The sequence below is a fragment of the Marinobacter sp. E2 genome, assembly GCF_055755345.1.
In genome coordinates this window covers 157,791-174,316 of sequence record NZ_CM146911.1, presented here as the reverse complement: position 1 = coordinate 174,316, position 16,526 = coordinate 157,791, and the positions used below count along the sequence as shown (strand labels likewise).

Here is a 16,526-nt window from a genome sequence, read left to right as displayed (position 1 = left end):
AAAATTTAACGCGTGCTGGAGAACACAATGTCGAAGTCTGAAGTTTCAACGCCACTTAAGCGCCACCCTTTGTCTGTAGCCATCGCCATGCTCCCCGTTTCACTTCTGGCCATGGGCATCGCACCCGGCGCCGTGGCACAGGAGCGGGCTGAGGCTGCTGCCCTGCTTCCGGGACTGAACGTCACCGCAGACTGGCTGGGGCCGCCGACGGAGGTGTCCGAAAGAACCTACACGGGGGCGCGCACGGTGGTGGAGGAAGAGGAGCTTCAGGATACCGGCGCTCTGAACCTGGAGGACGCCCTGCGCCCGGTTCCCGGTGTTACAGTGCTTGATGAAACCGGCACGGGCATTCTCCCCAATATCGGTGTGCGTGGCCTGAACCCGCTGCGCAGTGAACGACTTCAGATTCTGCTGGACGGTTACCCGATTGCCATCGGCCCCTACAGCAACGTCGGCGTGTCGCTCTTCCCCGTTACCCTTCCGAGCCTGGAAGTCGTGGATATTGTCCGGGGCGGCGCCTCGGTTCATTACGGGCCTAACAACGTGGGTGGCGTGGTGAACTTCGTTACCAAGCCAATTCCGGCGGAAACCTCCCAGACCCTTCGCGAACGGGTAACCATTGCGGAGGAGACCGGCAACGTCTTTACCGACACCTACTACCGGGTCGGCGGCCGGGCCACTGACAAGCTCGACCTGCAGTTCCAGGCCAATGTCCAGCGCGGCGACGGCTTTCGTGACCACTCCGATACCGAAGTGGACAACTTGATCCTGGATGCCCGTTATTACCTGAACGACCAGCATGAACTGGCGTCGCAGCTGCAGTACTACCGTGTCGATGCCGAACTTCCGGGTGCCCTGACACCACAGGCCTATGAGCAGGACCGTACCCAGAGCCAGCGTCCCTACGATGGCTACGAAGCCGATATGAGCCGCGCCACTTTCACCTGGACTTACACGCCGGCGGACAACGTGGAATTCCAGTGGCGCAACTTCGTACACGATGCCGACCGCACCTTCTTCTTCGGCCAGAACCTCAGCGGCAACGGCCACTGGGCGGACCCGGGGCTGGATTCGACTCACGTCGCGGATTCACCACGTTTGTTCACCGTACTGGGCACCGAGCCCCGGCTCGCGATTCGCCATGGCCGCCATGACATTACCCTGGGCGCGCGATTTGTCAGCGAGGATGTGGAGTTCGACGTCAACCGCCTGGAACTGTCCTCCGGTAACCGTTCCGTGGCACGTGACTGGCACCTGGACACCCGGGCCGCGGCCTTCTACGTCAGCGATACCGTGTCCTTCCTGGATGACCGCCTGACAGTAACACCGGGCCTGCGTTACGAAGACGTCGATATGGATTTCCGCGACAACCTCAGTGGCAACACCGAGGAAAACAACGCGGAGGAGCTGCTGCCGGGCCTGACCGTGGGCTACCAGGCGTCTGATGATCTGTTTGTCTTTGCGAACAGCCAGCGTTCCCTGGTGCCGGTCCAGATTGCCCAGACCACCCGTGAAGGTGCCGTAGCCAATGAAACCGCCTGGAACCATGAGCTGGGCGCACGCCTGCAGGTAACACCGGACCTGTTCTCTTCCGCCACACTGTTCCGCATCGACTACGAGGATCAGATTCAGTTCAACCGTTCGACCAGTCGTTTCGAGAACCTGGGCGAAACCCGCCATCAGGGTATCGAACTGGCAAACCGCTGGAACCTCAACAGCCAGTGGGAACTGGGCCTGGGTTACACCTTCCTGGATACCGAACAGCTGTCCGGCGATAACGAAGGCGACGAGCTGCCCAACGCGCCCACCCACAAGGTCAGCGCCGATGCGGTCTACACCTACCAGGCCTGGAACGCCAGCATGAACTGGGTGTACGTGAGCGAAAGCTACAGCGATGCCAACAACACGGAAGAGGAAACCAGCAATGGCAGTGCCGGCGAGTTGCCGGATTACCACCTGGTGACTGCCCGGGTCGGTCGCGACTTCGCGTTAGGCGGTGATCGTGTGCTGAACCTCGGCCTGGCGGTCAACAACCTGCTGGATGAGGATTACTACTTCCGGGGCGTAGACGTCAGCCCGGTCGGCCGGGTACCTCAGCCGGGCCGAAGCTTCATCCTCGAGGCCCAGCTGGACTTCTGATGGCCGCACTAAGGAAACGGATTGAAACGAGCCTGCTGGTTGTCCTGCTTTCGCCTGTATCGGGCTGGGCAGACAACCACAGCATCCGGTTGACGGACGACCGCGGGGAAACCCTGCGGTTGTCCGCTGCGGCAACCCGGCCTGCGGCGATTTCGACCTTCGGTGCCGATGTCGCACTGGCGCTGGGAACAGCGCCGGTCGCGGTCACCGACTACGGACTCCAGGGGGTGCCTGACTACCTGGCGCCACAGTTAAGCGGTGTTCGGGGTCTCGGACCGCGACACCAGCCCAATCTGGAAGTGCTGTCGTCGGTCCGGCCGGACCTCGTGATCGCCATCCGCCGCTATACCGAGAAGGACGGTGATCAGATCGAAGCCATCGCTCCGCTCCTGGCCCTGGACCTGATAACGGTCGAGGATAGCCTGCGGGCGGTGGAGTTGGCAGGCCAGGCGCTGGGTAAGCCGGCCAAAGCGGACGCACTCAATGATCGATTCCTCGAACGGGTTCAATCGCTCGCGGAGCGCAATAATGGCAAGCCCACGGGGACCTTGGCGCTGCTGACCAGCGGCAGTGAAACGCCCTTCATCTACTACGACCACTTTCTGCCCACTGTAGTGCTTGAACAGCTGGGCTTCGACAATGTTGGTGGCAAGCCACCCAATCCCGAGAGCGGCATCCCCCTGGGCTACCGGATCAGCCTTGAGGCCCTGCTGAAACTCAATCCAGACACCATTCTCCTGTTACCCACCAGTCGTCAGCGGGCGTTCACAATGAATCCGATCTGGCCCTATCTCAAGGCCGTAAGCACCGGCCAGGTCTACGAAGTACCGCATTACTGGAAAGAGGGCGCCGGACCCATCGCCCGGGAGCGCATCCTCGATGACATTCAGCGTCTGTTGCTGGCCCCGGACTCCGGCACATGACCGGTAGCGCTTCGACAGCACGCCCCTCCAATATCTATGTGGTAACACTGCTGTTCCTGGTGCTGCTGTTTTTCCTTGGTCTGATGGCCGGTTCCCAGTGGGTGTCGCCACTCCAGCTGCTGTCAGCCATTGATGGCACCAGCGACCTGCTGACCCGCATTACCGTGCTGGAATTGCGACTTCCCCGCAACCTGCTCGGCATTCTTGGCGGGGCCGCGCTTGGGGTTGCCGGGGCCGTCATGCAAGGCGTTACCCGGAACTCCCTGGCATCGCCCGGCCTGACCGGCGTGATTGCGTCCGCCGCCCTGGCGGTGGTGTCACTTCGAACCCTGAGTTCACCTGGCGCAATGTGGCTGCCGCTGATGGCACTGGGCGGGGGCCTGCTCGGGGGTGCTCTGACCTTCGCCATCGCCGGTCGAAGGAGACTCCAGCCGGAGCGCGTGGTACTCGCCGGCATCGCCGTCACCTCGCTGGCAACGGCACTGACTACCGGCCTTTTGCTGGTATCCGGGGCGGAGGCGGCAGAACTCTACTATTGGCTGGCGGGCAGCCTGATGGGAAGAGGCTGGCTCCAGCTCCAGATGGTGCTGCCCTGGCTGCTCCTGCCACTCGGTGCCCTGTTGGCCATGCAGCGCCCCTTTCGTGTGTTGCAGTTGGACGACGATCTGGCGCTGGCCATGGGCCTGGCCGTCGGACGCTGGCGCCTGACTTTCCTGTTACTGGCATTGCTGCTGGCTGCCGCGCTGGTCGCCTTCACCGGTCCAATCGTGTTTATTGGCCTGGTGGCGCCACACATCGCCCGGCGGCTCGCAGGCGATCAGATTCAGCACTGGCTACCATTGAGCGCTCTGCTCGGAGGGCTGTTGCTGCTGGCCGCCGATATCCTGGCACGGCAACTGGCCTTCCCCCAGGAATTACCCGTCGGTATGCTGACCGCCCTTATTGGAGCCCCATGGCTGATCTACCTGCTCAATTCGCGAACCTCACCCCGGAGCGCATAACGTGACCAGTCCGGCAACAACACCAACCCGGGCAAGCCGCGCTGGCAGTCGGCCTTCGGGTGCCAGACCTATCGCCAGGCTGTTTCTGGCCGGCGGGCTCAGCCTGGTTGTTGTCATCATCGCTGGCGTTCAGCTGGGGGCTGTGGACCTGACCTGGGCCCAGGTTTGGGCTGGGCTCACCGGAGACAGCTCGCAACACGTACAGAGAGTCGTCTTCGAACTGCGGCTGCCCCGCACCCTGACCGGCGCTCTTATCGGTATTCACTTCGCCCTGTCGGGATGGCTGTTGCAGTTGCTCAGCCGCAATCCCCTGGCCGAAGCCGGCATTCTCGGCATCTCCGCCGGCGCAAGCCTGGTGGCCGTTATCGCCTTCATCGTCGGTGACTGGCTGGTCTCCAGTGAGAACCCCTACAGCAATACCTCCTTTGCCCTTCAATACCTGCCACTGTTTGCGATGGCCGGGGGACTGGTGACGGCGCTTGCGGTGTTTTGCCTTGGCATGCGCCATGGCCAGCTGTCGCCGGTGAAAATGACGCTGACCGGCGCTGTCATTGCCGGCATGCTTCACGCGCTGACCACCGGTGCCCTGGCGTTCTGGGGCCACGCCCATACCGAGCTGGTGGCCCAATGGCTGGCCGGCTCGCTGTATGGTAGCGAGTGGCAACACCTGCACACGTTGCTTCCATGGACACTCATTGGGCTGATCGGAGTGGCTCTGCTCATGCGCCCACTGAATGTGATGCAACTCGACGACCAACACTCACGTACGCTGGGCCTGGGCCTGAACCGCTGGCGTACCTTTGCTCTGCTGATTGCCACCCTGTTGGCGGCCAGCGCGGTCGGCGTGGTGGGCCCCGTTGGTTTCATTGGCCTGCTAATCCCACACATCAGCCGCCGGCTAGCCGGCGCCAACCTTCCGGTGCAGCTGGTGTTGTGTGTACTATTGGGCGCGGTGCTGGCAGTACTGGCGGATTTACTGGGCCGAACGCTGTTCACACCCTATGAAGTGCCCGTGGGCGTCGTTTCCGCCGTCCTTGGCGTACCTTTCTTTCTGTATCTGTTATCGCGTCAACCCTGAAGCCGGACCCCTTCACCATGTTACGAACCGAGTCTCTCTCGCTGGCTTATGGCGACAAAACGGTTGTAGACAACGTCTCGCTGATTATTCCCGAGGGTGGCATTACCTGTCTGCTGGGCCCCAACGGGTCCGGTAAGAGTACCTTGCTGAAAAGTTTTGCGGGCCTGCTGCCGGCCCGCTCCGGCCAGGTCTACCTGGACGACCAACCGGTTGCACAATGGGAACGGGGCAAGCTGGCCCTCAGGCTTGCCATGCTGCCCCAGAAACCGATTGTGCCGGAGGGTATCCTGGTCCGGGATCTGGTGGCGCTGGGTCGATTCCCGCATCGTCGATGGTGGCAGCGGAACCTCACCACTGACGAAAACGCAATCCAAGACGCCATGGCGATGACGGGCGTCTCGGATCTCGCTGAACGCCCGGTCGAAGCGCTTTCGGGCGGGCAACAGCAGCGGGTATGGATTGCCATGGCCCTGGCTCAGGAAACCGATATCCTACTGCTGGACGAGCCAACCACGTTTCTGGACTGGGGCTATCAGTTGGAAGTGCTGGAGCTTTTATCCAATTTGAATCGCGATCACGGCCTCACGGTGGTGATGTCATTGCATGATCTGAACCAGGCCGCACAGTTTGCCGATCGGATTGCGATACTGGCGGACGGCCAGCTCGAAACCATCGGCAGTCCCGGAGAGGTCATCACTGAGAACCTTATCAGCCGTGTGTTTGGCGTAACAACGGCAGTCACGGTCGGGCGGGACAACCGCCCATTCTGTTGCGGCTTTGCCGGGTCTATCAGAACTGACCGTGGTGCAAGTAATCGGCGCCTTTCAGTGACCTGACCTACTTCTCGAAAACCAGCGCGTCCGGCTTGGCGCCCAGCTCTTTCAACGCAGACATAATGCCCTTGTTGAACGGGTCGGGGCCGCACACATAGAACGCCTGATCAAAATTCTCTATGTGTGACTCCAGAAACGACTTGTCGATGACCCCATCCAGAAAGAGGTGATCACCCCTGGGCTTTTCATCGGTGATGACGTTAATGAACTGATCACCCAGGATCGTCTCGAACTCGTCCCTGAGGATGATGTCCCGTTCACTCTTGTTGGAAAACAGCAGCTGGTTGTTGCCGATCTCACCCTTGCGATGCAGGTCTCTCAGAATGGCGATAAACGGGGTTACACCCGCACCGCCCGCCAGGAACACACCCTCGCCCTTGTATTCGATGGTTCCCCAAGGGTCACCGATGATCAGGTGATCACCCTTGCTGAGCTTTCCGATCTGGTCGGTCACGCCCTCGTGGTCCGGGTAGATCTTGATGGTGAACTCCAGATAAGGGTCGGAATCGAGCGAGGTAAAGGTAAAGGGCCGGCCTTCGTCCCGCCAGCCTTCGCGATCAACCGACACTTCGGTAGCCTGGCCGGGCGTAAACGTGTAACCCTGAGGCTTCTCCAGGCGAATCTGCCTGACATCGTGGGTCACATTCTGAATATCCTGAATTTTCAGTGTATGACTCATAGACACCTCCTCCCTTAACCCTAGAAGCCGCCCGCCGGAGCGTCAACGCCGGTTTCCGGTACGCACCCATCGGGTAGTGGTGACAACTCAGGCAAAGCCCTAGGATGGAGGGGCCAGGGCACATTGGTCCGGCCTCAGGCAACGGCTCGTATTTTCCGACAAGGCTCTGCATCCCAACCAAGGAGGCCTCAATGACCGACACACAACCCGGACAACGAACCCCCGCCATGATTGCGGCCCTTGCCGGCGGGTGGGTCGCCGATGCCGCAAGCCTGGGACTCCATTGGCTCTACAGCAGCGACCGCATCGCCGAAGTCGGGGGCGGGGCTCCGGAGTTTCTTCCTCCCAGAGCGGAGTACTACACCCGGGGTTTTGGCTACTTCGCCCACGACGGCAAGGAGGCCGGGGATATCAGCCACTATGGCGCTGCCACCCACGTGCTGATGGAAAGTCTGCTTGCCAGTCAGGGCACACTGGACATTCGCGACTACCAGCGCCGTTTTCGGTCGTTTTTCGGGCCGGGCGGGCAATGGCGTGGATTCATCGACAATCCCACACGCATCACGCTCGAGAACTTTGACGCCATTGAGCGCAACGCAGTGGAAAAGGCACTGGCCGACATGCCGGCCAGACTCACCGCCGAGCAGAAGCGCATCCTGGTACAAAAGGTCATGCCCTACACACGCCGGCTGACCGGCAGCCAGCTGGCCCGGCCAGTGCGCGAGGCCATTAACCTGACCTACCCAGACTCCGAAATCCAGGACGCCGGTGTCCGCCTGGCAGAGACCATTGATCGACATCGCGTGGCCGAGAGCGGCGCTGATGACACCCAGCTGCCAGCCGTCTCAAAACTGGCACCTCTGGTGGCGGTGTACTGTGGTCACCCGGACCTTCCGCAGGTTACAGAAGCAGCGGTGCGGGTAACCAACCACAACGACACAGCGGTGGCCTGGGCACGCTGCGCCATGAGGCTGCTGGATCTTCTGTTCCGGGGCGAGTCACTCTCGACGGCCCTCGACAGCGCCGCCGGGGAGTCACCGGCCCCGGAAACTCTGAAAAAGGCGCGCGCGGGCAGGCGGATCGACGGGCCCGGCGCTGGCGACACCTTTGGTCGTACCTGTTACCTTCACGAAGCCATGCCAGTGATCTTCCATGTCCTGAGCCATGCCAGCAGCTACGCGGAGGCGGTTCGCGCCAACATCCAGTGCGGAGGCGATTCCTGCGGCCGGGCCTGGTTGATCGGGCCGGCGATGGCGGCTATCCATGGCCTCGGCGGTGAGCGCGGGATTCCCCTGAGCTGGCTGGCACGGGTAAACCATGCGGCCAGCATCTTCTCGGATATCGAACGACTGGTAACATCCCGTTAAACACTGGGGCACACCGGCTACCAGGTCTCCCCGAACGGCCGGATATCGAGCTCATGGGTCCAGGCGGATGGATCCTGCTGGCACAGATGCCAGACTGCATCCGCCACCGCCGAGGGCTGCACGAAAAAGTCATCGGGCTTGTCCGGCAACATATTGCGGGTACGGGGCAGATCCACCACACCGTCAATCACCACATTGGCCACGTGAATCTTCGCGGGCCCCAATTGTCGCGCCAGCGACTGGGCTAGGCTGCGCTGCGCCGCCTTGGCCGAGGCAAAGGGCGCGGTGTTGGCCCGGCCCCGGGTGGCCGCGGAGGCACTGGTTACAACGATACTCGCCGACGGGTGTTGCCTGAGCTGCGGCAATGCTGCCTTGGTGGCGGCCACCAGGCCCTGAACGTTGATTCGCCAGTTGGCTTCGAAATCTTCCAGGCTGGCGTCTTCAACGCTTTTGAACGCGCCACCGCCAGCGTTATAGAGCATCACGGAAACCGGCCCGAGCCTGCGTTCTATCGCCGTCATTACCGAGGCAATCTGTGCCGGCTCCATCAGATCACAGGGAAAGGCATGGGCACCCGTCAGCGAGGCCTCCAACTCCAGCAGGTAGTCCGTGCTCCGGGCCAGCATCGCCACCTGGAATCCTTCCTGGCAGAAGCGCCTGACCAGCGCCTCACCATTGCCGGCGCCGACCCCCAGCACCACACAGACTCTGCTCATGGCAGGCCTCCTGTTGTTTCTGCGCATATCGGTCAGATGCGTCACCTGTTAGTGACGGACTGACCTCAGCATAGCAGACTCATCCGATTACTCTGGCTCTCGGAGGCACCCGTAGCCTTGAGCTAACCGGCCTGATGGTTCAGTGGGCCAGCCGGTTCACCTGCTCGACAAATCCCGCGGGTACCACATCCAGGACCGGTCTTGCCTCACCACACACATCCGGATGCGGGGCCTCGGGTTCTGTCGCCAGTATCCTCGGGCTTTCCGACCAGTGCAGCAGTTCCAGCCGACCGTCCTGCCGTTCCACCAACGCCGTGCAGTGCTCCACCCAGTCTCCGTCGTTGCAGTAAAGCCCGTCTTCACTGCGCAGAAAACCAGCGGAGTGGATATGGCCACAGATAAAACCGTCGTAGTGGCCCTTCTCGGCAACGGTGAGGGCGGCCAGCTCGAACCGGCGGATAAAGGTGCGGGCCCGGCCAATTCGGCTTTTCACCCAGGCCGCGAGCGACCAGTAAGGCTTGCCCCGGAACCGGCGCCAGGCGTTGAACCAGCGGTTCAGTCTCAGCAGCAGGCCGTGGGCCCGATCGCCCACAATCAGCATCAACGGGCTGCAGCGTACCACCTGGTCGAACTGGTCGCCGTGGCAGACCATGAACCGCCGGCCATCGGCGGTGGTGTGCTCGGCTTTGAGGCGCAGCTCGACACTGGCAATGGTCTGGCCGCAGAAGCGACGCAGGAAATCGTCGTGATTGCCGGGTATGTAGATCACCCGGGTACCACTCCCCGCCAGCTCCATGAGTTTGTGGATGACCGCGCGGTGGGCATCGGGAAAGTGTACCCGTCGCTGCATGGCGATCAGGTCGATAATGTCACCCACCAGGTACAGGGTCTGGCACTGCACCTGGTTGAGAAAATCCAGCAGGTAGTCGGCCTGGCAATCGGCCGTACCCAGGTGTACATCGGATATGAAAACACTCCGGTAGCGCCGCATGTGGTCTCCCGTCTCTCAGCCAGTCCGGATGCCTAAACCCTGACAGCCTCGGGTGACGGGGAGGTGACAACACAAAGACAGTTCAATGACGGCCAGGGTGTTGCCACACTCGTTGCAGCGCTTTCGCGGGGTCAGCGCAAGTCCGGGTTGAGGGTGTAGGTGCCGGTCACCCGGGCGCTGGCCAGCACGTGCCCGGCCATGGCCTCGCGCACGTCGTTGCCGTCGAACTCGCCCTCGAGGGCCAGAGTGTCGACATCCAGCGCGTGTACTTCGAAGTGGTAGTGATGGATGATTTCATCGTTCCAGGGCGGGCACGGACCGTCGTAGCCGGCGTAGGTGCCGTTCATGTCCGGATTGCCGGCCAGGAACTGGGTGTAATTGTTCACACCGCGAATGCCAATGGGGCCGGGGCCGGGTTCCTTGCCCTTGGGGATGACACCGTCACTGTCCTCGCCTTCAGGAATGCGGCTGATGTTGGCGGGAATGTCCACCAGCAGCCAGTGGAAAAAGTCCACCCGTTCCAGGTCTTTTGACACGGTCTTGCCTTCCTGGTTGACGTCATCCGCCACACTGGGCACGTCCGGGTCGAACATGATGATCGCAAAGCTTTTGGTGCCCTCCGGTGCGCCTTCCCAGACGATTTCGGGGTTCCGGTTGGGACCAAAACTCATGTGGTCTTCCTCGCTGTAGACCCCGAACGCGAATTTCTCCGGAATCGGTTGGCCTTCCTCGATGCCTCGAACCTCTAGTTTCACGGCGTTGCCTCCTCTTGTCTGGGCGGTTTGGCGTTTGGGCCAGGAGCTCATTGACTGTGACTGGGACAGCCAGGTTCTGTGATAATACGTACGGTTTTAACACAAAATCGATTGACCTGACCACGGAGCCCCGATGCCCAATAACAGACACGGCAAGCCGCAGAAGCCCGCCAGCCAGAAAGACGAAGACGCCGTTGCCTTCGCCCAGGGCATTTTCGAGCTGGCCCGCAATGGCGGTGCCGGACCGCTCAGAGTGATGCTGAGCGCCGGCGTTCCGGCCAACATGCGCACCAGTGACGGCGAAACCCTGCTGCTGCTGGCGAGCCGCAACGGCCACACGGATACGGTGCGCCTGCTGCTGGAGCAAGGTGCCAGTGCCGATGTGCAGGACAACCACGGCAATACCGCCCGGTCGGTGGCGGCCACAGACGAGGTCCGACGACTGCTGGACGACCACGGCCAGTAACCCGGCATGTTCAACAAAGGCGAGATTATCCATCACACCCGGGATGCCCTGGGCAGCATTCTGGTGATCGACTACCGCAAGCACCGGGTGCTGACCTTCAACACGGTGTTCGAGCAGAGCAAGATTGACCGCCGCTACCCGTACCTGCCCGTGCACGAATACAACCGGGCCATGATGCTGCCCTCGCTGTTCGCCAACCCCGGGCATGTCACGCTCCTGGGCCTTGGCGGGGGCGTTATGGCAAACGCGTTCCACCATCTGTTTCCGGAGTGTCGGATCCACGCCATCGAGTTGCGGGAAGCGGTGCTGGAAACGGCACGGGAGTTTTTCGAGCTGCCCGACAGCGAGCGGCTTGAGGTCACCATTGCCGATGCCCGCAGCGCCCTGGAGAAGGCGCCGCCGGGAAGCACCGACATGATCCTGGCCGACCTGTACACTGCCGACCGGATGAGCCCTGCCCAGGCCCAGCGGCAGTTTGTGGACCAGTGCGCGCGGGTGCTGGCCGAAGACGGCTGGCTGGTGCTGAACTATCACCGGACACCGGACATCGACGGCCCCTATTTCCGGCGGCTGAAGCGCTATTTCGCAGTGCTGCTGACGTTCCGTAGCAAGAGCAACAACACCGTGGTGTACGCCAGCAAACACCACTTCCAGTCTGTGCATCCCAGGGACCCGATACTGGACGACTTCGAGGCCCGGCTGCCCATCGACTGGCGGCGCCTGATGGCCAAGGTCACGCGGATGGAATAGGCCGGCACGGGTTCTCGCCGCGGACTTTCGCCCGGGAATGGGCCTTGATGAATGGGAACTATGCTCCATAGTTACAGGTAAGGAAGCCCACATTCTCAGGAGGACTCGGAATCATGAGCGAGGACGACTACAAAAAGCTTCACCCGGTACTCAGTGAAGTCACCCGGACCTACGTGGACCTGTACACCAACCGGCCAAACGAGAAAAACCGTGAGAAGCTGATCAAGCTTGAGGCCCTGCTGCACGAAAAACTGGAAGCGATCCGTAAAGCAAAGGAAGGCGGGGAATAAGGCCCGGCATGGCCGGGCCACAGGGCCTCAGGTCCACTTTTCTCCCGGGCCCTGGTAATCCTCAAAAGCCCGGTGCAAAGACTCGGGCTGGTCGGTCTGTACCAGCATGTCGATGTATTGCTGGCTGAGGAAACCGGCCTGCTCCATGGTGCTGACCATGGCCAGTAGCGGATCAAAGAAACCGTTGACGTTATAGATGGCGCAGGGCTTGCGGTGCAGCCCCAACTGGCCCCAGGTCCAGGCCTCGAACAGTTCTTCCAGGGTGCCGATGCCACCGGGCAGTGCCACGAAGCCGTCCGCCAGGTCCGCCATCAGGGCCTTGCGCTCGTGCATGTTCTTCACCACATGCAGTTCTGTCAGCCCGCCGTGGGCCAGCTCCCGGTCCCGCAGATGCTCGGGGATAACCCCGTGCACCCGGCCGCCAGCGGCAAGCACGGCATCGGCCACCACGCCCATAAGGCCGACATGGCCGCCTCCGAACACCAGCTCAATGCCGTTCCGGCCGAAATAGTCACCGAGTTCCCGGGCCTTGTCGGCGAAGACCGGATCGTTGCCGGTCCGGGAGCCGCAGTAGACGGCGATTTTCATTCGCCATCCCCGATCTTGTCCTGGGTCCGCAGCTCGAAATCGCTGGCGTCGTGGCGTTCGTGCAGCTGGCTTTCGGGCTCACCCCAGGCGCGGTTCACCATACGGCCCCGCTTCACCGCCGGGCGCTTGGCAATCTCATCGGCCCAGCGAATCACGTGGGTGTAGGTGTGGGCTTCCAGGAATTCCGCCGCCTCATACACCTTGTTCTTCACCAGAGCGCCGTACCAGGGCCAGATGGCCATGTCGGCGATGGTGTATTCGTCGCCGGCAATGTAGCGGTGGGTTGCCAGCTGACGGTTCAGCACATCCAGCTGACGCTTCACTTCCATGGTGTAGCGGTTGATCGGGTACTCGTAGTACTCGGGCGCGTAGGCGTAGAAATGCCCGAAGCCACCACCCAGCATGGGCGCGCTGCCCATCTGCCAGAACAGCCAGTTCAGGGTTTCGGCCCGGCCGGCGGTGTCTTTCGGAAGGAAGGCACCGAATTTCTCCGCCAGGTACAGCAGGATGGAGCCCGATTCGAACAGGCGCAGGGGCGGGTTCACGCTGTGGTCCATCATGGCCGGGATCTTGGAGTTCGGGTTCACTTCCACAAAGCCACTGCCGAACTGCTCCCCTTCGGTAATCCGGATCAACCAGGCGTCGTACTCGGCCTCCTTGATGCCAAGCTCCAGGAGCTCCTCGAGCATCACCGTCACCTTTACCCCGTTGGGTGTGGCCAGGGAATACAACTGCAGCGGGTGCTTGCCCACCGGGAGTTCCTTGTCGTGGGTCGGGCCGGCGATCGGCCGATTGATACTGGCGAACCGACCCCCGCTCTCGGAGTCCCATTTCCAGACTTTTGGTGGTGTGTAGGTCGCGTCGCTCATGGTCTTTCTCCTCACAAAGTAGCAGTCAGCTGGCTCCGAGGTCGCATTGAGCCCGGGGCCGAAAACTCTAGCATGGAAGATCAAACAAAAAGAACCACAGGAGTACCCCATGCCAGGGCGCCTTGTGCTCCTTGTTGCCTGTCTGTTGGTATTGCCTCCGGTCCAGGCCGAGCTGTCAGACAGCCGGCGGGCGCTGATCCAGGAGCTGTTTCCGTCGGCAACCGTCATTGAAGACAAGCTGCCGGATTTTCCCGTGTACCCCGTTTACCAGCTCCAGGAGTTGCTCGGCTATGCCTACGAAAGCATCGACCACAGCCGACTCCAGGGCTTCGCAGGAAAACCTGTAAGCCTGCTGATCGGCCTGGATACCCGGGGACGCTTTACCGGGGTGAGGGTACTGAACCATCACGAACCGGTGTTTCTCCACGGCCTTGGCGAAGAACCGCTGTTTGCCTTCGTGGATCAATACGAAGGCCGCTCCCTGAAAGAGCAGATCATTGTCAGTACCTCCAACTCTAGCCGTAGCGGTCGCAGTGCCGACGGTAACGTGGTGCACTTCGACGGCGTCAGCAAGGCCACGGTCTCGGTACTGATCATCAACGACACTGTGCTGTCCTCGGCCCTGAAAGTCGCCCGCACAAAGCTCGAGGGTTTTGCCCAGAGCGCACCTACCCGGGCCAAACCGGATTTCTACGAGCCGCTGTCCTGGCAGCAGCTGGTGGATCGCGGCTATATAGGGCGCTGGCAGATTACTGCCAATACCGTCGAATCGGCGCTGGGCCGGCCCCTGGCCGACTACCCGCAGAGCGTTGAACCACCGCCCGGCGACCCCTTCGCCGAGCTGTTTTTCGGCTATATCAATTCACCCATGGTCGGGCGAAACCTGTTCGGCGATGAAGGCTACGAGCGCCTGATGCAGCGACTCGACGCCAACGCCCAGGTCCTTGTTCTCATGTCCCGGGGGGCGTTTCCCCATGTTTCCGGTGACTTTGTTCCCGGCAGCTCCCCGGACCGGGTCGGCCTGACCCAGAACAACCTTGCGGTGGAAATGCGGGACCTGAACCTGCTGGATCAGAGCCTCGACTTCCGCGCCGAGGGCATGCCCTCGTTCGAGGTAAGCCACCTGTTTCGAGTAGGCGGCAACGCTGGCTTCAATCCGGGAGCCGAGGCCACCCTGAAGCTCAACGTGGAACTGGCTCGCAACCACCTCGTGGTCGACCGGGCCACCCTGGATTTCCCGGTGAAATTTAACAGCGACCTGTTCGAGGCCGTCGAGCGGGCGCCGGATCCGGGCGCATCCCGGCAACCGGTCTGGGTTGGCCTCTGGCAGGAGCGCTGGTGGCAGATCACCCTGCTCGTCCTGGGACTGACCGTGCTGACCGTCTTCTTCGCCAGGCAGAAAACCCTGAGTCGGAACCCCGCACTGGTACACCGGTTCCGCTGGGGATTCCTGCTGTTCACCCTGTTGTTCATCGGTTTCTATGCCCAGGGCCAGTTGTCGGTGGTGAACATTTACACCCTGTTCCTGGCCATCTGGGACGGCTTCTCACTGGATGTCTTCCTGCTCGACCCGGTTATTTTCATCCTCTGGACCTATACCTTCATCACCCTGTTCATCTGGGGCCGGGGCCTGTTCTGTGGTTGGCTCTGCCCGTTCGGGGCCCTGCAGGAAATGGCGGCCTGGCTTGGCGAAAAACTGAAGTTCCGGCAAATCACGGTGTCAGAGCGCTGGCACAGGCGCCTGATCCTTCTGAAATATCCAATACTGGTCGGCCTGGTGGGCACCGCATTCTACTCGCTGACCATCGCCGAGAAGCTCGCGGAAGTGGAGCCGTTCAAGACCAGTATTACCCTGTTCTTCGTGCGTTCCTGGCCATTCGTGCTCTACGCCGTGGGCCTGTTACTGATTGGCATGTTCATCCACAAGTTTTACTGTCGCTACCTGTGCCCGCTGGGCGCGGGCCTGGCGGTGCTCGGCCGCCTCCGCCTGTTCAGCTGGCTCGACCGGGTGGAGCTTTGCGGCAACCCCTGCCAGCACTGCAAGAACGAATGCGGCATCAACGCCATTCGCAAGGACGGGCGCATCGACTACGACGAATGCATTCAGTGCCTGGAATGCGTGGTGATTCTCAAGGACGAAGACCAGTGTGTGGACAAACGCCTGCGCAACAAACAGCGGGCAAAGCAGCCCGTCATCCTGGCCACTGATGCCGCAGCAGTATCTTCCTGATCTACCCTCTAGCGGGCTCAGCTTGCGTCACCGCTATTATTGAGTGTTCGTTCAAGTTAAAATTGAATGGTCGCTCAGATCCGGAAGCGGGTAAAGTGAATTATGGCCAGACACCCACGCTACGACCGAAAAATCGCCCTGGAAAAGGCCGTTGGCCTGTTCTGGGAGAAGGGCTATCACGGCAGCTCCATGAAACAGATCGAGCAGACTCTGGATATGCGCCCTGGCAGCATCTACGCCACCTTCGGCAGCAAAGACGGCCTGTTCTCCGAGGCGCTTGCCAGCTATGCCGAGCAGGGCGGTCGGGAACTGGCGGAGCACATGAGTCGGTTTGATTCTGTGATCGAGGGCCTGCAGGCCTATCTGCGGGCCATTGCAATCGGCTGCGGCCAGGACGATGCGCCCCCGTCCCGCGCCTGCATGATCGTGAAAACCCTGCTCGAAGCCAGCAACACCAACCCGGCCCTGGCGGATCAAGCTAACGGCATCCTGTCCGCCATCGAACACTCCTTCGAGGAACTGCTGGACCGGGCAAAGGCCCGGGGCGAGCTGGTTGCCTCCGCCGACAGTGGCCGTCTGGCGCGCCTGCTGCAGGCCCAGATCATGGGACTCCGGGCCATGGCCGAGCGGAATCCCGAGCCGACGGCGCTGCAGGACCTGGGCAACGACATGGCCAGCCTTCTGGACGCTTACCGCAGCCACCATTAGTGTTCCATCCGGCTGACGCAAAACCGCCACTTCCGTAGAATTGTGCCCGCCGGCGCCGCCGCGTTACCATTAGCGCCCGCTGCGGACCCCACCCAGGCATTCGAGCCAGCCCCGGCTGCACGACTGCTCCCCAGTGAGGACAG

Annotated in this window: 17 protein-coding genes; 11 read left to right on the top strand and 6 right to left on the bottom strand. The window is 61.6% G+C overall.

Going from position 1 to position 16,526, the window contains the following annotated elements; all coding sequences use genetic code 11:
- Nucleotides 1-27 precede the first annotated feature (27 nt).
- The 5 genes from AC0J1C_RS00745 to AC0J1C_RS00725 are packed head-to-tail and all read left to right on the top strand — an operon-like array spanning nt 28 to nt 5,977.
- Nucleotides 28-2,139, top strand: coding sequence for a TonB-dependent receptor family protein (locus AC0J1C_RS00745; protein WP_473045143.1), 2,112 nt, complete (start codon nt 28-30; stop codon nt 2,137-2,139).
- Nucleotides 2,139-3,062 (top strand): ABC transporter substrate-binding protein, encoded by a 924-nt coding sequence (locus AC0J1C_RS00740; protein ID WP_473045142.1) that lies wholly within the window; start codon nt 2,139-2,141, stop codon nt 3,060-3,062. Before AC0J1C_RS00745 ends, AC0J1C_RS00740 begins: the two co-directional genes overlap by 1 nt.
- Nucleotides 3,059-4,063 carry a FecCD family ABC transporter permease gene (locus AC0J1C_RS00735; protein WP_473045141.1) on the top strand — a complete coding sequence of 335 codons (1,005 nt, stop codon included), beginning with the start codon at nt 3,059-3,061 and terminating at the stop codon, nt 4,061-4,063. Before AC0J1C_RS00740 ends, AC0J1C_RS00735 begins: the two co-directional genes overlap by 4 nt.
- 1 nt (nt 4,064) lies before the next feature.
- Complete coding sequence (locus AC0J1C_RS00730; RefSeq protein ID WP_473045139.1) at nt 4,065-5,141, top strand: FecCD family ABC transporter permease; 1,077 nt, start codon at nt 4,065-4,067, stop codon at nt 5,139-5,141.
- 17 nt (nt 5,142-5,158) lie between these two features.
- A complete protein-coding gene (locus AC0J1C_RS00725; protein ID WP_473045138.1) occupies nt 5,159-5,977 on the top strand; it encodes an ABC transporter ATP-binding protein in 819 nt (272 codons plus the stop codon).
- 1 nt (nt 5,978) lies between these two features.
- Here AC0J1C_RS00725 and AC0J1C_RS00720 read toward each other — a convergent pair whose 3' ends face one another.
- A complete protein-coding gene (locus AC0J1C_RS00720) occupies nt 5,979-6,653 on the bottom strand; it encodes an FAD-binding oxidoreductase (protein ID WP_473045137.1) in 675 nt (224 codons plus the stop codon).
- A 191-nt stretch (nt 6,654-6,844) separates the two neighbouring features.
- On the opposite strand from AC0J1C_RS00720, the gene AC0J1C_RS00715 reads away from it, so the two are divergent.
- A complete protein-coding gene (locus AC0J1C_RS00715) occupies nt 6,845-8,020 on the top strand; it encodes an ADP-ribosylglycohydrolase family protein (protein WP_473045135.1) in 1,176 nt (391 codons plus the stop codon).
- A gap of 17 nt (nt 8,021-8,037) precedes the next feature.
- On the opposite strand, the gene AC0J1C_RS00710 is transcribed toward AC0J1C_RS00715, so the two are convergent.
- The 3 genes from AC0J1C_RS00710 to AC0J1C_RS00700 form a co-directional block, all read right to left on the bottom strand.
- Nucleotides 8,038-8,736 (bottom strand): SDR family NAD(P)-dependent oxidoreductase, encoded by a 699-nt coding sequence (locus tag AC0J1C_RS00710; protein WP_473045134.1) that lies wholly within the window; start codon nt 8,734-8,736, stop codon nt 8,038-8,040.
- A gap of 139 nt (nt 8,737-8,875) precedes the next feature.
- Nucleotides 8,876-9,727, bottom strand: coding sequence for a UDP-2,3-diacylglucosamine diphosphatase (locus AC0J1C_RS00705; RefSeq protein ID WP_473045133.1), 852 nt, complete (start codon nt 9,725-9,727; stop codon nt 8,876-8,878).
- A gap of 131 nt (nt 9,728-9,858) precedes the next feature.
- A complete protein-coding gene (locus AC0J1C_RS00700; RefSeq protein ID WP_091989584.1) occupies nt 9,859-10,482 on the bottom strand; it encodes a YbhB/YbcL family Raf kinase inhibitor-like protein in 624 nt (207 codons plus the stop codon).
- Between the two features lie 133 nt (nt 10,483-10,615).
- Between AC0J1C_RS00700 and AC0J1C_RS00695 the strand changes: the two genes are divergently transcribed.
- The 3 genes from AC0J1C_RS00695 to AC0J1C_RS00685 all read left to right on the top strand — a co-directional run bounded on the left by AC0J1C_RS00695 (nt 10,616) and on the right by AC0J1C_RS00685 (nt 11,988).
- Nucleotides 10,616-10,948: an ankyrin repeat domain-containing protein gene (locus AC0J1C_RS00695; protein ID WP_091989581.1), complete on the top strand. Its 333-nt coding sequence runs from the start codon at nt 10,616-10,618 to the stop codon at nt 10,946-10,948.
- Between the two features lie 6 nt (nt 10,949-10,954).
- Nucleotides 10,955-11,698 (top strand): spermidine synthase, encoded by a 744-nt coding sequence (locus AC0J1C_RS00690; RefSeq protein ID WP_473045131.1) that lies wholly within the window; start codon nt 10,955-10,957, stop codon nt 11,696-11,698.
- A 113-nt stretch (nt 11,699-11,811) separates the two neighbouring features.
- Nucleotides 11,812-11,988, top strand: a complete 177-nt coding sequence (locus AC0J1C_RS00685; RefSeq protein WP_167363232.1) for a hypothetical protein — start codon at nt 11,812-11,814, stop codon at nt 11,986-11,988.
- A 27-nt stretch (nt 11,989-12,015) separates the two neighbouring features.
- On the opposite strand, the gene AC0J1C_RS00680 is transcribed toward AC0J1C_RS00685, so the two are convergent.
- Nucleotides 12,016-12,576, bottom strand: coding sequence for an LOG family protein (locus AC0J1C_RS00680; protein WP_091989576.1), 561 nt, complete (start codon nt 12,574-12,576; stop codon nt 12,016-12,018).
- Complete coding sequence (gene yghU, locus AC0J1C_RS00675) at nt 12,573-13,445, bottom strand: glutathione-dependent disulfide-bond oxidoreductase (RefSeq protein WP_473045130.1); 873 nt, start codon at nt 13,443-13,445, stop codon at nt 12,573-12,575. Before yghU ends, AC0J1C_RS00680 begins: the two co-directional genes overlap by 4 nt.
- A 109-nt stretch (nt 13,446-13,554) precedes the next feature.
- Between yghU and AC0J1C_RS00670 the strand changes: the two genes are divergently transcribed.
- Both AC0J1C_RS00670 and AC0J1C_RS00665 read left to right on the top strand, forming a co-directional pair.
- Nucleotides 13,555-15,675: a 4Fe-4S binding protein gene (locus AC0J1C_RS00670; protein ID WP_473045129.1), complete on the top strand. Its 2,121-nt coding sequence runs from the start codon at nt 13,555-13,557 to the stop codon at nt 15,673-15,675.
- A gap of 102 nt (nt 15,676-15,777) precedes the next feature.
- Nucleotides 15,778-16,383, top strand: a complete 606-nt coding sequence (locus AC0J1C_RS00665; protein ID WP_473045128.1) for a TetR/AcrR family transcriptional regulator — start codon at nt 15,778-15,780, stop codon at nt 16,381-16,383.
- The last annotated feature ends 143 nt before the right edge of the window (nt 16,384-16,526 follow it).

What these genes read in the sequence shown, in the direction of transcription:
- AC0J1C_RS00745 (WP_473045143.1), top strand. Translation starts at nt 28, where the DNA reads ATGTCGAAGTCTGAAGTTTCAACGCCACTTAAGCGCCACCCTTTGTCT.
- AC0J1C_RS00685 (WP_167363232.1), top strand. Translation starts at nt 11,812, where the DNA reads ATGAGCGAGGACGACTACAAAAAGCTTCACCCGGTACTCAGTGAAGTC.
- AC0J1C_RS00720 (WP_473045137.1), bottom strand. Translation starts at nt 6,653, where the DNA reads ATGAGTCATACACTGAAAATTCAGGATATTCAGAATGTGACCCACGAT.
- AC0J1C_RS00690 (WP_473045131.1), top strand. Translation starts at nt 10,955, where the DNA reads ATGTTCAACAAAGGCGAGATTATCCATCACACCCGGGATGCCCTGGGC.
- AC0J1C_RS00715 (WP_473045135.1), top strand. Translation starts at nt 6,845, where the DNA reads ATGACCGACACACAACCCGGACAACGAACCCCCGCCATGATTGCGGCC.
- yghU (WP_473045130.1), bottom strand. Translation starts at nt 13,445, where the DNA reads ATGAGCGACGCGACCTACACACCACCAAAAGTCTGGAAATGGGACTCC.
- AC0J1C_RS00665 (WP_473045128.1), top strand. Translation starts at nt 15,778, where the DNA reads ATGGCCAGACACCCACGCTACGACCGAAAAATCGCCCTGGAAAAGGCC.
- AC0J1C_RS00710 (WP_473045134.1), bottom strand. Translation starts at nt 8,736, where the DNA reads ATGAGCAGAGTCTGTGTGGTGCTGGGGGTCGGCGCCGGCAATGGTGAG.
- AC0J1C_RS00735 (WP_473045141.1), top strand. Translation starts at nt 3,059, where the DNA reads ATGACCGGTAGCGCTTCGACAGCACGCCCCTCCAATATCTATGTGGTA.
- AC0J1C_RS00680 (WP_091989576.1), bottom strand. Translation starts at nt 12,576, where the DNA reads ATGAAAATCGCCGTCTACTGCGGCTCCCGGACCGGCAACGATCCGGTC.
- AC0J1C_RS00740 (WP_473045142.1), top strand. Translation starts at nt 2,139, where the DNA reads ATGGCCGCACTAAGGAAACGGATTGAAACGAGCCTGCTGGTTGTCCTG.
- AC0J1C_RS00695 (WP_091989581.1), top strand. Translation starts at nt 10,616, where the DNA reads ATGCCCAATAACAGACACGGCAAGCCGCAGAAGCCCGCCAGCCAGAAA.
- AC0J1C_RS00705 (WP_473045133.1), bottom strand. Translation starts at nt 9,727, where the DNA reads ATGCGGCGCTACCGGAGTGTTTTCATATCCGATGTACACCTGGGTACG.
- AC0J1C_RS00725 (WP_473045138.1), top strand. Translation starts at nt 5,159, where the DNA reads ATGTTACGAACCGAGTCTCTCTCGCTGGCTTATGGCGACAAAACGGTT.
- AC0J1C_RS00670 (WP_473045129.1), top strand. Translation starts at nt 13,555, where the DNA reads ATGCCAGGGCGCCTTGTGCTCCTTGTTGCCTGTCTGTTGGTATTGCCT.